This is a genomic window from Promicromonospora sp. Populi (genome assembly GCF_041081105.1).
In the GTDB taxonomy this organism is placed as follows: Bacteria; Actinomycetota; Actinomycetes; order Actinomycetales; family Cellulomonadaceae; genus Promicromonospora.
Genome location: NZ_CP163528.1, coordinates 3,925,085 through 3,938,597, shown reverse-complemented (window position 1 = coordinate 3,938,597; position 13,513 = coordinate 3,925,085). Strand labels below are relative to the sequence as shown.

14 protein-coding genes are annotated in these 13,513 nt (G+C 70.6%); 3 read left to right on the top strand and 11 right to left on the bottom strand.

Going from position 1 to position 13,513, the window contains the following annotated elements:
* Window positions 1-39: 39 nt before the first annotated feature.
* Genes AB1046_RS17800 through purS form a run of 3 tightly spaced genes read right to left on the bottom strand, consistent with a single transcriptional unit; the run spans window position 40 to window position 2,225 of the window.
* Window positions 40-1,170, bottom strand: coding sequence for a GNAT family N-acetyltransferase (locus tag AB1046_RS17800; RefSeq protein WP_369370629.1), 1,131 nt, complete (start codon window positions 1,168-1,170; stop codon window positions 40-42).
* Window positions 1,171-1,197: 27 nt separating this feature from the next.
* Window positions 1,198-1,947, bottom strand: a complete 750-nt coding sequence (purQ, locus tag AB1046_RS17795) for a phosphoribosylformylglycinamidine synthase subunit PurQ (RefSeq protein ID WP_369370628.1) — start codon at window positions 1,945-1,947, stop codon at window positions 1,198-1,200.
* On the bottom strand, window positions 1,947-2,225 hold the full coding sequence (gene purS / locus AB1046_RS17790) for a phosphoribosylformylglycinamidine synthase subunit PurS (RefSeq protein WP_369370627.1): 279 nt from the start codon (window positions 2,223-2,225) through the stop codon (window positions 1,947-1,949). Before purS ends, purQ begins: the two co-directional genes overlap by 1 nt.
* 173 nt (window positions 2,226-2,398) lie before the next feature.
* Between purS and AB1046_RS17785 the strand changes: the two genes are divergently transcribed.
* A complete protein-coding gene (locus AB1046_RS17785) occupies window positions 2,399-3,109 on the top strand; it encodes a hypothetical protein (RefSeq protein WP_369370626.1) in 711 nt (236 codons plus the stop codon).
* Here AB1046_RS17785 and AB1046_RS17780 read toward each other — a convergent pair.
* The 4 genes from AB1046_RS17780 to AB1046_RS17765 all read right to left on the bottom strand — a co-directional run bounded on the left by AB1046_RS17780 (window position 3,075) and on the right by AB1046_RS17765 (window position 7,049).
* Complete coding sequence (locus AB1046_RS17780) at window positions 3,075-3,833, bottom strand: alpha/beta hydrolase family protein (RefSeq protein WP_369370625.1); 759 nt, start codon at window positions 3,831-3,833, stop codon at window positions 3,075-3,077. The genes AB1046_RS17785 and AB1046_RS17780 overlap by 35 nt on opposite strands.
* Window positions 3,834-3,923: 90 nt before the next feature.
* Window positions 3,924-5,213, bottom strand: coding sequence for a phosphoribosylamine--glycine ligase (gene purD / locus AB1046_RS17775; protein ID WP_369370624.1), 1,290 nt, complete (start codon window positions 5,211-5,213; stop codon window positions 3,924-3,926).
* Between the two features lie 25 nt (window positions 5,214-5,238).
* Window positions 5,239-6,531, bottom strand: coding sequence for an adenylosuccinate synthase (locus tag AB1046_RS17770; RefSeq protein WP_369370622.1), 1,293 nt, complete (start codon window positions 6,529-6,531; stop codon window positions 5,239-5,241).
* A gap of 74 nt (window positions 6,532-6,605) precedes the next feature.
* Window positions 6,606-7,049 (bottom strand): DUF3151 domain-containing protein, encoded by a 444-nt coding sequence (locus AB1046_RS17765; protein ID WP_369370621.1) that lies wholly within the window; start codon window positions 7,047-7,049, stop codon window positions 6,606-6,608.
* 131 nt (window positions 7,050-7,180) lie between these two features.
* On the opposite strand from AB1046_RS17765, the gene AB1046_RS17760 reads away from it, so the two are divergent.
* Window positions 7,181-7,585 carry an STAS domain-containing protein gene (locus tag AB1046_RS17760; protein WP_369370620.1) on the top strand — a complete coding sequence of 135 codons (405 nt, stop codon included), beginning with the start codon at window positions 7,181-7,183 and terminating at the stop codon, window positions 7,583-7,585.
* Between the two features lie 100 nt (window positions 7,586-7,685).
* Here the strand turns inward: AB1046_RS17760 and AB1046_RS17755 are convergent, their stop codons facing one another.
* Window positions 7,686-9,968, bottom strand: coding sequence for a SpoIIE family protein phosphatase (locus tag AB1046_RS17755; protein ID WP_369370619.1), 2,283 nt, complete (start codon window positions 9,966-9,968; stop codon window positions 7,686-7,688).
* A 312-nt stretch (window positions 9,969-10,280) separates the two neighbouring features.
* Between AB1046_RS17755 and AB1046_RS17750 the strand changes: the two genes are divergently transcribed.
* Entirely contained in the window at window positions 10,281-10,763 is a 483-nt protein-coding gene (locus AB1046_RS17750; RefSeq protein WP_369370618.1) for an STAS domain-containing protein, read from the top strand.
* An 84-nt stretch (window positions 10,764-10,847) separates the two neighbouring features.
* Here the strand turns inward: AB1046_RS17750 and fbaA are convergent, their stop codons facing one another.
* The 3 genes from fbaA to AB1046_RS17735 form a co-directional block, all read right to left on the bottom strand.
* A complete protein-coding gene (fbaA, locus tag AB1046_RS17745; protein ID WP_369370617.1) occupies window positions 10,848-11,867 on the bottom strand; it encodes a class II fructose-bisphosphate aldolase in 1,020 nt (339 codons plus the stop codon).
* 181 nt (window positions 11,868-12,048) lie between these two features.
* A complete protein-coding gene (locus AB1046_RS17740; RefSeq protein WP_369370616.1) occupies window positions 12,049-12,690 on the bottom strand; it encodes a TrmH family RNA methyltransferase in 642 nt (213 codons plus the stop codon).
* Window positions 12,691-12,695: 5 nt separating this feature from the next.
* Window positions 12,696-13,472: an HAD-IIA family hydrolase gene (locus tag AB1046_RS17735; protein ID WP_369370615.1), complete on the bottom strand. Its 777-nt coding sequence runs from the start codon at window positions 13,470-13,472 to the stop codon at window positions 12,696-12,698.
* Window positions 13,473-13,513: the final 41 nt, after the last annotated feature.

Here is a 13,513-nt window from a genome sequence, read left to right as displayed (position 1 = left end):
CCAGCCTTGTTACCCAAGAGGGGAACCTGGCGCGAACACTTACGCGAGCTTCCTGCCCAGGTACAGGAGCACCGGGTTCCGGGGGTCGTGCGGCGGGTACGGCAGCACGGGCCGGTAGCCGAGCTGCACGTAGAGCCGCAGCGCCTCCGGCTGCCAGATGCCGGTCACGAGACAGAGCGCCCGCCCGCCCTGGCGTCGGGCGGCGTCCTCGATTTGCCGGACCAGGGTCTTCGCGACGCCGGCCCGCCGGGCTGACGGGTCAACGAACACGCTCCGCATCTCGAAGCCTTCGGGGTTGTCGGCGCTCGGGCCGGTGCCCGCACGGGCCAGCCCGGTGAGGCCGTCCAGCGGGTCCGCCGCGAGGTGCGCCGGCCCCACCTGGGCCGCGCCGAGCGTCGCGCAGCCCACCGGCCGCCCGTCGAGCGTCGCCAGGAAGGTCGCGCGGGCGGCGCGCCCATGCTCGGCGTCGACGACCTCGTGCCCGCCACGCGCCTCGACGTCGTGCGCCAGGCCGGGGTAAAGGTCCCGCAGGAAGGCCCACATGCCGCGCCGCAGCGCGGCGGCGTCGGGGTGGTCCCACGGCACCTCGCGAACTTTCAGGTCCGACGACGGCGCGGGCCGACGTCCGGACTCGGCGCCGTCTGCCGCCCCGCCTGGCGCGGCCTCAAGCCACTTGCCGAAGCACCGCGAGTCGGGCTCGCCCGCGAACACGCCGAACGACTCGACCGGGTCGTAGCCCAGCCGCAGGTACAGCCCCAGCGACTCGGGCTGCATGAGCCCGCTCTCCAGGATCAGGTGCCGCACGCCTCCGGCGCGGGCCACCTCCTCGACCGCTTCCATCAGGGTCCGGGAGAGCCCGCGGCCGCGGTAACCCGGCGCCACGTACACCCGCTTGACCTCGGCGGTGCCCTCGGGGTGCCGGCCACCCTGGTGGTCGTCGCGCCCCGACAGGTCGCGCACGGCCGCATGCCCGGCGGGCTCGCCGTCGATCCGCAGCAGCAGGGTCGCGAACACGTTTGACGGGTCGACCTGATCGCGCGGGTCGGGCCCAGCGCTGCCGGCATACCGCAGGTCGATCTCGCGCTGCTGGTCGTCGCGCAGGCGGACGGCGTCGGCGTGGTCCCAGGCGACCGTCTCGATGGTTGTGCCCGCGAGAACCTCAGCCGCCATGCGTGCCCACCTCGGCCAGGCCGACGATCACGCGTGGACCAGCGACGACAGCACCGACGTGAAGAACGTCAGCCCGTCGACGCCGGAGCGCGGTCCTTCGGCGGACGCCGGGCCGAAGCCGGCCTCCACCGCGTGCTCCGGGTGCGGCATGAGGCCCACCACGTTGCCGCGGTCGTTGGTGATACCCGCGATGTCACGACGCGAACCGTTCGGGTTCCAGCCGTCGTAACGGAAGACCACCCGGCCCTCGCCCTCGAGCTCGTCGAGCGTGCGCTCGTCGGCGACGAACTGGCCGTCCTGGTTCTTCAGCGGGATCTTGATCTGCTGGCCGCGGCGGAACTCGTTGGTCCAGGCGGTGCGCGCGTTCTCGACGATCAGCGCCTGCTCCCGGCACACGAAGTGCAGGTGGTCGTTCTTGACCATCGACCCCGGCAGCAGGTGGGCCTCGGTGAGGACCTGGAAGCCGTTGCAGATGCCGAGCACCGGCATACCGCCCTTGGCGGCGTCGACCAGCGTGGTCATCGCCGGCGCGAACCGGCTGATCGCTCCCGCGCGCAGGTAGTCGCCGTAGGAGAAACCGCCGGGCAGCACCACCGCGTCGACGTCGTGCAGCGACGCGTCCGCGTGCCACAGCGACACGGCTTCCGCGCCGGCCAGGCGCACGGCGCGTGCCGCGTCCCGGTCGTCGAGCGTGCCGGGGAACGTGACGACGCCGATCCGGGCGCCGCGGATCCCGGGCTTCGCCACCGTGCTCGACGTCGGCTCGGTCACCGACATCAGGCGCTCACCGTCGCGCCGGCCGGTTCGGCGGACGCGTCGGTCACCGACACGACGTCCTCGATCACCGGGTTGGACAGCAGGGTGGCAGCTGCCTCCTGCGCGGCGGCGAGGATCTCCGGCGTCACCTCACCGTCCACCTCGAGCTCGAACCGCTTGCCCTGACGCACACCGGAGAACTGGGTGAAGCCGAGGCGCGGCAGCGCTCCGACCACAGCCTTGCCCTGGGGGTCCAGGATCTCGGGCTTGGGCATGACCTCGACGACGACGCGTCCCACGAAGGCTCCTTGCTGATGGGAGGAATGGCGAGGGAATCTACGGCGCAAGTCTACCCGGGACGCCAGATGAGAGGACTCTCACCAACTTCTCCTTGACCCCTCATCCCGCCACGGAAGCGTGTCCGCATCCGCGCCGCCGTCCCCCGGCCACCGTCTCGAAGAGGAGAACTTCAGTGCACACGCGAGCCGCCGCGGCCCTCGGGCTGCACCACCGTCCGGTCGTGGGCCTCTTCGGCATGCTGGTCACGGTGGCCCTCGGCCTGAACCTGATCTTTCTCACGCACTCGTTCCTGGGGATCCCCGAGTGGCCGGGCTTCCGGTTTGCGATGGAGCGCAGCGTCCCCGAGGTGGTCGGGTACGTGTTCGCTGCGTGGGCGGCCGGCCTGGCGCTCTACCTCGCGGTCGCGCACCGGCAGGCGGTGCTCGCGGGGTGGTCGGCGGTCTTCGTCGTGCTCCTCGCCGACGACTACTTCATGCTGCACGAGCGCATGGCCAAGGTCGTCTCCGCGAACGTCACCATCCCGTACCCCTACGGGCAGCCGGTAGGCGAGCTGGTGTGGCTGGCGTTCATCGGGGCCGTCCTGCTGACGGCGATCGCCGTCGGGTACCGGTTCGCGGCGCCCGAGTGGAAGGCCGCGTCCCGTGTGCTCACGGTGCTCCTCGCGCTCCTGGTGCTGTGCGGCGTCGGGATCGACGCCGTGCACGGTTTCACGACGAACCGAGGTGTCTGGCACGTGGTCCTGAGCGCGCTGGAGGACGGCGGGGAGGTGCTGCTGCTCGCCGTCGTCGTCACGTTCCTCTACGGCCTCGCGTTCTGCGGGCACCGGCCGACGCCGGAGACACTGCAGCTCAGACCGTCAGGTACTGGTCCGCCCAGGCGCTGATGATGCGGGCCGCACGCTTGGCCTGACCGGGTGCGGTGAGCAGGTGGTCGGCACCCTCCAGCGACACGAACGAGCGCGGGTGCCGCGCCTCCCGGAAGATCTCCCCGGCGTTCGAGATGTCCACCGTGCTGTCCGTCGGCGAGTGCATCACCAGCAGCGGTGAGCCCATCTCCCGGATCTTCGACCGCAGCTCCGCCCGGCGGACGTCCTCCACGAAGTGCCGCTTGAGCGTCAGCGCACGGCCGCCGACCATCCACTGCGCGTGGCCGTCGTCGAACACCCGGCCCAGGACGGCGTCGTAGTTGTGCTCCGCGTGCCGCGGCTGGACGGGGGCGCCGATCGTCGCGACCGCCTGCACCCCCGGCACGTCCCCCGCGGCCGCGATCACTGCCGCGCCGCCGAACGAGTGCCCCACCAGCAGGTGCACGGGTCGGCCCTCGTCGGCCATGAACCGAGCGGCCTGCACGGTGTCCGCGACCTTGTGCGTGAAGGAGCCGTCGCCCCAGTCGCCCTCGGAGTCGCCCAGGCCCAGGTTGTCGAACCGGAGCATCCCGATGCCCTCGCTGGCGAGCTGCTTGCAGATCCGCGCCGCGGCCGGCGAGTCCTTGCCCAGCGTGAACCCGTGCGAGAACACGCCCCAGCCACGCACCTCGCCGTCGGGCAGATCGATGATGCCCGCGAGGCGCGGTCCTGTGGTGCTCTCGAACGTGACGCGCTCAGCCACGACTACTCCCGGTGTCGACAGGCGGCGATATTAACGTCACTCGAGTTTCCCGGAGATGAAGCCGACGCGCAGCGAGACGAGCGCGCCGACCTACGGGACGGTGACCTCGCCGCGCTCCGCCTTCAGCGCGATGTCCGTGCGGTGGTGCGAACCCTTCAGGCCGATCTTCGCGACACCGTCGTAGGCACGACGCCGGGCGTCCGCCAGGTCGGCGCCCAGCGCCACCACGGACAGCACGCGGCCGCCCGCGCTGACCAGCTCACCGGATGCGGAGATCGCAGTACCGGCGTGCAGCACGTGCACCCCGGGCAGCGCCCCGGCGTCGTCGATACCCGTGATCGGGTCGCCCGACCGGGCAAGCTCCGGGTAGCCCTCGGACGCGACGACCACCGTGACCGAGGCCTCGGGGCGCCAGCGCAGCGGCTCCAGCTCGGCGAGCCTGCCGTGGGCCGCCGCGAGCAGGATCGTCGACAACGGCGTCGCGAGCCGGGCAAGCACGGACTGCACCTCCGGGTCGCCGAAGCGCGCGTTGAACTCCACGACCCGGGTGCCGCGGCTGGTCAGCGCGATCCCGACATACAGCACCCCGGAGAACGGCGTGCCCCGGCGGGCCATCTCGTCCACGGTGGGCTGCGCGACGCGGGTCAGGACCTCGTCCACCAGGCCCGACGGCACCCAGCCCAGCGGCGTGTACGCGCCCATCCCGCCGGTGTTGAGGCCCGCGTCGCCGTCCCCGGCGCGCTTGAAGTCCTGTGCCGGGACCAGCGGGACCACCGTCGCGCCGTCGGACAGGCAGAACAGCGAGACCTCGGGGCCGTCGAGGTACTCCTCGACCACCACACGACCGTTCGGGTTGGCCAGGCAGGCCTCGCCGTGGACGAGTGCGGCCTCGCGGTCGTCCGTGACCACCACACCCTTGCCGGCCGCGAGGCCGTCGTCCTTGACCACGTACGGGGCGCCGAACGCGTCCAGCGCGGCGGCGACCTCGTCTGCGTCGGTGCACAGGTGCGCCATCGCGGTCGGCACGCCGGCGGCGGCCATGACCTCCTTGGCGAACGACTTGGAGCCCTCGAGCCGGGCCGCCTCGCCGGAGGGCCCGAACACCGCGATCCCCGCCGCCCGGACGGAGTCCGCGACGCCCGCCACGAGCGGCGCCTCCGGGCCGATCACGACCAGCTCCGCACCGATCTGCTCGGCCAGCGCCGCCACGGCTGAGCCGTCCAGGGGGTCGACCTTGTGCAGCGTGGTCGACGCGGCGATACCGGGATTGCCCGGCGCGGCGTGGAGCTCGTGGACGGCGGTCCCGGACGCGGTCTCCCGCTGGAGGGAGTGGACGATGGCGTGCTCGCGGGCACCGGTCCCGATGACGAGGATCTTCACTGTGGCGGAGGGCTCTCTTGGTGGGTCAGCGGCTGTGGATGAGGTCGTGGACGGGGATGATCTCGTCGCGCTTCGGGCCCACGCCGATCGCGGAGATCCGGGTGCCCGACATCTCTTCGAGCGCGTGCACGTAAGCCTGGGCATTCGGCGGCAGGTCCGTAAAGTCGCGGGCCTTGGAGATGTCCTCCCACCAGCCGTCGAACTCTTCGTAGACCGGCTTGGCGTGGTGGAACGCCGTCTGGTCCGTGGGCATCTCGTCGTAGCGGACGCCGTCGACGTCGTACGCCACGCAGACCGGGACCTTCTCCATACCGGTGAGCACGTCGAGCTTGGTGAGCACGATGTCGGTGAGCCCGTTGATCCGCGTCGCGTAGCGGGCGATCACGGAGTCGTACCACCCGGTGCGGCGCGCGCGGCCCGTGGTGACGCCGTACTCGCCGCCGGTCTTGCGGAGGAACTCGCCCTTGTCGTCGAACAGCTCGGTGGGGAACGGCCCCTCGCCCACGCGCGTCGTGTAGGCCTTGATGACACCGATCACGGAGTCGATCCGCGTGGGCCCGACGCCGGACCCGGTGACCGCGCCCCCCGCCGTCGCGCTGGACGACGTGACGAACGGGTACGTGCCGTGGTCGATGTCGAGCATCGTCGCCTGGCCGGCCTCGAACAGGACGTTCTTGCCCGCGTCGAGCGCCTTGTTCAGCTCGACGGCGGTGTCCGTGACCATCGGCCGCAGCCGCTCCGCGAACTGGAGCAGCTCGTCGAGCGTCTCGTCCACGGTGATGGCGCGCCGGTTGTAGACCTTCACCAGCAGGTGGTTCTTCTGGTCGAGCGAGCCCTCGATCTTGGCGCGCAGGATCTTCTCGTCGAACAGGTCCCACATGCGGATGCCCACACGGTTGATCTTGTCGGCGTACGCCGGGCCGATCCCCCGGCCCGTGGTGCCGATCCGGCGCTTGCCGAGGAACCGCTCGGTCACCTTGTCGATGGTGCGGTGGTACGGGGCGATGATGTGCGCGCTGCCCGAGACGAGCAGGCGGGACGTGTCCACACCCCGCTCGATCAGCGCGTCGAGCTCCTGGAACAGCACCTCGATGTCGACGACGACGCCGTTGGCGATGACCGGCACCACACCCGGCGACAGGATCCCGGACGGCAGCAGGTGCAGGGCGTACTTCTCGTCGTCGATGACGACCGTGTGCCCCGCGTTGTTCCCACCGTTGAACTTGACCACGTAGTCGACGCGGGAGCCCAGGAGGTCCGTCGCCTTTCCCTTGCCCTCATCGCCCCACTGGGCCCCGACGAGCACGACGCCTGGCATGGCTCCACCTTCTCGGATCTGTTTGGTTGCTCCGCGTCGTGCGCCGTCCTGGCGCCCGCGGGCCGCGCCCGAGTCTACTTCGTGGTGGACGCCAGGGTGCGGACCTCGTCCACAGACGTGCCCGAGTCCACGAGGAACTTCGCGCAGCGCTCCGCCTCGTCCGCCTCGCCGATCAGGCGGGCCGCCTCGGAGAGCGCGAGCAGCGCCCGGAGAAAACCCTGGTTCGGCGCGTGGCTCGCCGGGACCGGCCCCTGCCCGCGCCAGCCGGCCCGGCGCAGCGCGTCCAGCCCGCGGTGATAGCCGGTGCGCGCGTAGGCGTAGGCCGCCACGTTCGCCGCGTCGCTGCCCACCGCCAGCGCACCCTCCGCCAGGACCGCCCACACAAGGGACGACGCCGGGGCCGACGCCGCGACCGCCACCGGGTCGTCGCCACTGGTCAGGCGCTCGCGGGCCGCGGGGTAGTCGTCGGGGAGCAGCGTCGCGGCCGGGCCGTCCAGCAGGTTCTTCTGAGTGGTCATGCTGGAATTCTCACACTTCCCGGGTGTCGAGGGACAAAGCGGGGCGCACCGGATTACCCCGGGGCGTGGGCCAGACGGCGAATTTTGCCTTTCATCCGGTGCGATCGGGCTTCTGTCGTTACGCTCGACACATGATCGAGATCGCGACGTCTCCCACGACGACGACGCTCGTGATCGCCGGCGACCTCGACCTTGCCGAACGAGACCAGTTCCCGGAGATCGCGGCGCGCGTCGTCGGCCTGCGCCGACAGCTGCTGGTCATCGACATGTGCCGGGTCACGTTCATGGACTCGACCGGGGCCGCGTTCCTCATCTCGCTGGCCGACGCCGGCCGCAAGCGCGGCGGCGCCACAGTCATCCGCGGGGCCGACGAGCGCGACCTGTTCGTGCTCGAGGTCTGCGGCGCGATGGAGCTCTTCCGCGTGGACGACGAGCACTCGTGCGAACCGTCCGCCCCCGACTCGGGATTCGCAGTGCTGACCTCGCGGGACGACGACGGTGCTCCGTTATCGCACCACGACGTGTCCACGGCATAAAACGTTATCCATTCCACCACCAGCAAGAATGCTTGGTTGTGGGCGTGATGGTTGCGAACTTCTGCCCGCTTTAGGCGGGGCGGTCGCGCCCACAACAAAGCTACTTGGGTGGGGTGGGCTGGCGGCGGAGCTTGGCCCAGACCAGCTTTCCGCTGCCCGACGGGCGCCAGCCCCACTCGGCCAGCCGGTCCACGATCTGCATGCCGAAGCCGCCCAGGCGGTTCGGGTGCCCGTCGGTCGCCACCGGCGGCGCCGGGTTGTTGTCCTCGACCTCGATGCGCAGCCCGTCGCCCGTGTCGTACAGGCGCAGCGCGATGTGCCCCCAGCCGTGCAGCACACCGTTCGCCACGAGCTCTGAGACCACAAGCTCGGCCTGCGCGGACTCCTCGATGCCCCACGCCTGGCAGGTGCGCAGCACCGCGTGCCGGGCCCGGCCGATCGAGGACGGCTCGCTCGGCAGCATCCAGCGCCGCCAGCGCGGCGACAGCGCGGTCTCCCCGGCGTCGCCGGTCGGGTCGGGGATACGGACGACGACGATCGCCACGTCGTCCTCCGGCGCGTCGGCCAGGCGGGAGAGCAGCTCCTCGCCAACGCCGGCGGCGTCGCGCGCCGTGATGGCCGAGGCCGTCTCCAGCAGGGCCTCCAGGCCCAGCCGCAGGGACCGGTCGCGCCGCTCGATGAGACCGTCGGTGTAGAACAGGAGCGTGTCGCCGGGCTGGAGGAGCACTTCGCCGGTGGTCCGCTCGCGTGAGCCGAAGCCGACGAGCGCGCCGCCGCCCTCGTCGAGCTTGATCACCTCTCCGTCACGCAGCAGGAGGGGCGGCAGGTGGCCCGCACGCGAGTAGCCGATGGTCCAGACGTCCGGCTCCTCCTCGCGCTTCAGAGAGGCGTACACCATGCTTGCCGAGCGTGGGATGCCCATGCCCGCCACAAGCTGGTCGACGCGTTCCAGCACCCGGCTCGGCGTGGACAGCTCGAAGGCGTAGGAGCGCACCACTGAACGCAGCTGGCCCATGGTGGCCGCGGCCTCGACGTCGTGGCCCACGACGTCGCCGATGACCAGGCCCACCAGGTCCGGCGAGATCTGCAGCACGTCGTACCAGTCGCCGCCCACCTGGGCGTGCTCCGCGTTCGGGGCGTAGTAGGTCCACACGTCGAGGCCCGCGACGTCGGCCTGCTCGGGGAGCATGGCGCGCTGCAGGGTCTCGGCGAGGCGGTGCTCCCGCGCGTACATGCGCGCGTTGTCGATGGCGCTGCCCGCGCGGCGGGCCACCACCTCGACCACGGTGCGCAGCGCGTCGGGCTCGTCCAGCTCGACGTAGTCGCCCGACTCGTCCTCGTCGGGCACGATCACGACCAGGCCAAGCACGTCCCGCCGCCCGGCGACGGGGTGCACCACCACGGAGTCCGGAGCCTTGCCCAGCTCGTCGGCGAGGCGCAGCGTGAGGTCGCGCTGCAGCCAGCCCGACGCCGAGTGCGGCGCGTGCGGGATGTCGAGGTGCAGCGTGACGGGGCCGTCCAGCACGCCGTCGAGCAAGTCCTGCACCGAGTCCACCACCTCGAGGATCGGCATGGGGCCGGTCGTGACCGAGTCGCCGAGGGCGTCGGTCTGCGGTCGGTGTCCTCGGGTCTTGTCCGCGATGTTGTCGCCCTCGATGTACCGGGCATGACGGCGGCCGCGGCCGCTCGGCGGCGCCGCGACGTCGACCCCGGCGGCGTGCCGGAGGCCGTCGTCGTTCACGTAGAAGCCTGCCCAGCGCACCATCGACTGGAGCAGCTCCGCGATGTCGCGCAGGGCGTACGGGTACTCGAGGTCCGTCAGGATCTCGGTGGTCTGCGCGATGAGGTCGAGGTCCTCGCGCTGCTGCCGCTCGTTCTCCAGGCTGGCGAGCTGGGCGTTGTTCCGGTCCACGTGGTCGGAGACGTCCACGCTGAACCCGACCCAGTGGGTGATGCGGTCGCTGTGCCCGGCGCGGGCCGGGGTGAGCGTGAGCTGGGCCCAGCCGTGCGTGCCGCCGCGCAGGTGGGACCGCACGGTCGCGTGCACCTCCTGGCCGGCGTTCACCAGCTCCGTCATCCGTTCGAGATCCTGCGGCTCCACGAGCATCTCGCCGAGCCGGCGCACCGTGAAGCCGGCGAAATCGGTGAACCGCACACCCGCGTAGTGCTCGAAGGCGCTGTTGGCCCACAGCATGGGCATGCCGTCCTCGGTGGGGCCGGTCAGGAACACCGGGAGGCCCACGCTCACGGCGGCGCGGAGCATCACGTCGCCGACCGACGGCGGCATGGTGCGCGGGATGCCGGTCGCGGCCAGGTGCCGGCGCGGCTCGGTCTCCGGCGCGCGGTGGGAACCGCGGGCGCCCGGCTGGACGCTCGGGGGCACGCTCGCGGCGGCAGGCGTCGTCGGCCGCTCCGAGCCGGAGTCGCTGCCGTCAAGAATTCCGTTCGTTCTACCGTTCGTCCCGTCCGGAGTCGGACCAAGGCCGAAATTGGAGAGGCCGGGGTGCCGCGGCGGCGGAGAGGACGGTGTCAGACCGGATGAATCGGTCAAAATGCCCTCCCAACGGTAGCTATTGCCTGAGGTGCTGTTCCAGCAGGACATTCAACCGTAGATTGGGACGGTCCGAGATCTGAACCTCAGCCTCTATCATCGGACCCACACAGCGCCACGACCACTGCTCCCGGAAGGAGAACCGTGCAGGACGGAACCTACGACCCCCCGCGCGGTCCGCAGGGCGGGAGCCCGCAGGACCCCGGCCATCAGAACACCGAGATCGGCGAGCCCGCCAGCATCCACGTCATCGTGGGCCGTTCCCGCGCTCGGATCGTGCTCTCGGGAGAGATCGACGCCGATATCGGCGGCGATCTGCACGAGGCGACCGCCGCGGCCGAGGAGTCGCGTCTCCCGGTCGAGATCGACGCGCACCATGTGACCTTCATGGACTCGTCCGGCGTCGCGTTCCTCGCCCGCCTCGCGAGCCGCAGCCCGCACCGTGTCCGCGTGCTGCGCGCACCCCCGACGGTGCGCTTCCTGCTCGAGGTGACGCGGATCGGCGACCTCCTCGACATCGTGGACGAGGACCCGGGCTTCGAGCTGGACGACGACGACCCGGCGGGCCCGCCACCAGGCGGCGGGGCCCCAACCCCGGCAGGTGTCGGCGGCCCGTCCGCTTCCTGAGAGCGCGTGATCGGTAAAAGGTCAGGTGGTCGGTAACTCGAGTTACCGACCACCTGACCTTTTACCGATCAGCCGAACCTTCGGTCAGAGCTTGTGGCCCGCCGAGCGCAGCTGCTGGCAGGCCTCGATGATGCGGGCGGCCATGCCCTTCTCCGCCGACTTGCCCCAGGCGCGCGGGTCGTAGGCCTTCTTGTTGCCGACCTCGCCGTCCACCTTCAGCACGCCGTCGTAGTTCTTGAAGAAGTGGTCGGCCACCGGGCGCGAGAACGCGTACTGGGTGTCGGTGTCGATGTTCATCTTGATGACGCCGTTGTCGACCGCGGCAGAGATCTCCTCCGCCGTCGAACCCGAACCACCGTGGAACACGAGGTCGAACGGGCTCTCCTTGCCGATCTCCGAGCCGACCGCCTTCTGGATGTCCAGCAGGATCTCCGGGCGGAGCTTCACCGCACCCGGCTTGTACACGCCGTGCACGTTGCCGAACGTGAGGGCCGTCAGGTAACGGCCGCGCTCGCCCGAACCGAGCGCCCTGACCGTGGCCAGGCCGTCCTCGGGCGTGGTGTACAGCTTGTCGTTGATCTCGGCGGTGTGGCCGTCCTCCTCGCCACCGACCACGCCGATCTCGATCTCGAGGATCGTGCGCGCGGCCTGCGACAGCTCGAGCAGCTCGGCGGCGATCACGAGGTTCTCCTCGATCGGCACGGTGGAGCCGTCGAACATGTGCGACTGGAACGTCGGCAGGCCGCCGTTCTTGACCTGCTCGGCCTCGATCGCCAGCAGGGGCCGGACCCAGGAGTCGAGCTTGTCGGCCGTGCAGTGGTCGGTGTGGATGGCGATGTTGACGCCGTAGCCCTTGGCGACCTCGGTGGCGTAGGCCGCCAGCGCGAGCGAACCCGAGACCCGGTCCTTCACCGTCGAGCCCGACGCGTACTCGGCGCCACCCACGGAGACCTGGATGATGCCGTCCGACTCCGCCTCGGCAAAGCCCTGAAGAGCGGCAGTGATGGTCTGCGACGAGGTGATGTTGACCGCGGGGTAGGCGAACTTGCCGGCCTTCGCCCGGTCGATCATCTCGGCGTAGACCTCAGGGGTTGCGATGGGCATCTGCGAAACTCCAAACGACTGGTGAGGTGGGCGGTCGCGAGAGTTTCCAAGGCCGCCCGGGTTGCAGCATCGATCTTGCCACGATCTTTTGGCAGCCGTGTGCGGCCGTTCGACAGTCGAACGGCTCAAACACTGTGGTTTTCACCCGAGCGGGCGGTTCATCCGCGGACGCCGGCGAGGCTTACGCGTGCTGCATGGCCCACGCGTGCATCGCTATCGCCGCTGCGGCGCCCGCGTTGATCGACCGGGTCGAGCCGTACTGCGTGATGTGCAGGACGACGTCGCACGCCGCCTGCGCCTCCGCCGTCAGGCCGGTCGACTCCTGGCCGAACAGCAGGACGCACTCGCGCGGGAGCTCGTAGCCCTCGATCGGCACGGAGCCGGGCACGTTGTCGATGCCGACGATCGGGAGGCGGAGGGGCGAGGTGCTTGACGCCGCTGCCACCCAGCCGGCCAGCGCCTCGGCGTCCGGATGGTGGGTCACGTGCAGGTACCGGTCGGTGACCATCGCGCCGCGGCGATTCCATCGGCGTCGGCCAACGATGTGCACACCCGCCGCGTTGAACGCGTTGGCGGTGCGGACCACGGAGCCGATGTTGAGGTCGTGCGCCCAGTTCTCGATCGCCACGTGGAACGGGTGCCGCCGGGTGTCGAGGTCGGCGACTATCGCCTCCACGGACCAGTACCGGTACTGGTCGGCCACGTTTCGCCGGTCGCCGTCGGCCAGGAGCTCAGGATCGTAGCGAGCGTCGTCGGGCAGGGAACCCGGCCAAGGGCCGACGCCGACCTCGGGCTCGGTATCGGTATCGGGCGTGCTGGTCATGCCCGTCAGACCAGGTCGACCAGGTCGGCTATCGAGTTGACCACGTGGCTGGGCCGGAACGGGTACGTCTCGACCTCCTCGGCCGACGTCGATCCGGTGAGCACCAGGAACGTCTGCAGGCCCGCCTCCATGCCGCCCAGGATGTCCGTGTCCATGCGGTCACCGACCATCGTCGTCGACTCCGAGTGCGCGCCGATCAGGTTGAGCGCGGACCGGAAGAGCACCGGGTTCGGCTTGCCCACGTAATAGGGCTGGCGACCGGTCGCAGCCGTGATCATCGCCGCCACCGAGCCGGCGGCGGGCAGCAGCCCCTCCTGTGAGGGGCCGGTCACGTCCGGGTTGGTGCAGATGAACCGGGAGCCGTTCACGATCAGCCGGATGGCCTTGGTGATGGCCTCGAACGAGTAGGTGCGGGTCTCGCCGAGCACCACGTAGTCCGGGTCGGACTCGGTGAGCGTGTAGCCCGCCTGGTGCAGCGCCGTCGTCAGGCCCGCCTCGCCGATTGCGTAGGCGCTGCCGTTCGGGATCTGGTCCGAGACGAACTGGGCAGTGGCCAGGGCTGAGGTCCAGATGTTCTGCTCCGGCACGTCGATCCCGCTGTACACGAGCCGGGCGCGCAGGTCGCGCGGCGTAAAGATCGAGTTGTTCGTCAGGACGAGGAACGGCAGGTCCTTCTCCCGCAGCGCCTTGATGAACTCGGGGCCGCCGGGGAGGGCAGTGCCCTCGTGCACCAGCACGCCGTCCATGTCGGTGAGCCAGGCTTCGGTGGTGCGCTCGGTCATGTACTGCAGCCTATCGGCCGCCGTCTCCACCAGAGATGCAG

Coding starts and splice junctions, on each gene's coding strand:
- AB1046_RS17740 (WP_369370616.1), bottom strand. CDS start 12,690: ATGACCAGCACGCCCGATACCGATACCGAGCCCGAGGTCGGCGTCGGC.
- AB1046_RS17735 (WP_369370615.1), bottom strand. CDS start 13,472: ATGACCGAGCGCACCACCGAAGCCTGGCTCACCGACATGGACGGCGTG.
- AB1046_RS17770 (WP_369370622.1), bottom strand. CDS start 6,531: ATGCCAGGCGTCGTGCTCGTCGGGGCCCAGTGGGGCGATGAGGGCAAG.
- AB1046_RS17765 (WP_369370621.1), bottom strand. CDS start 7,049: ATGACCACTCAGAAGAACCTGCTGGACGGCCCGGCCGCGACGCTGCTC.
- fbaA (WP_369370617.1), bottom strand. CDS start 11,867: ATGCCCATCGCAACCCCTGAGGTCTACGCCGAGATGATCGACCGGGCG.
- AB1046_RS17760 (WP_369370620.1), top strand. CDS start 7,181: ATGATCGAGATCGCGACGTCTCCCACGACGACGACGCTCGTGATCGCC.
- purQ (WP_369370628.1), bottom strand. CDS start 1,947: ATGTCGGTGACCGAGCCGACGTCGAGCACGGTGGCGAAGCCCGGGATC.
- AB1046_RS17800 (WP_369370629.1), bottom strand. CDS start 1,170: ATGGCGGCTGAGGTTCTCGCGGGCACAACCATCGAGACGGTCGCCTGG.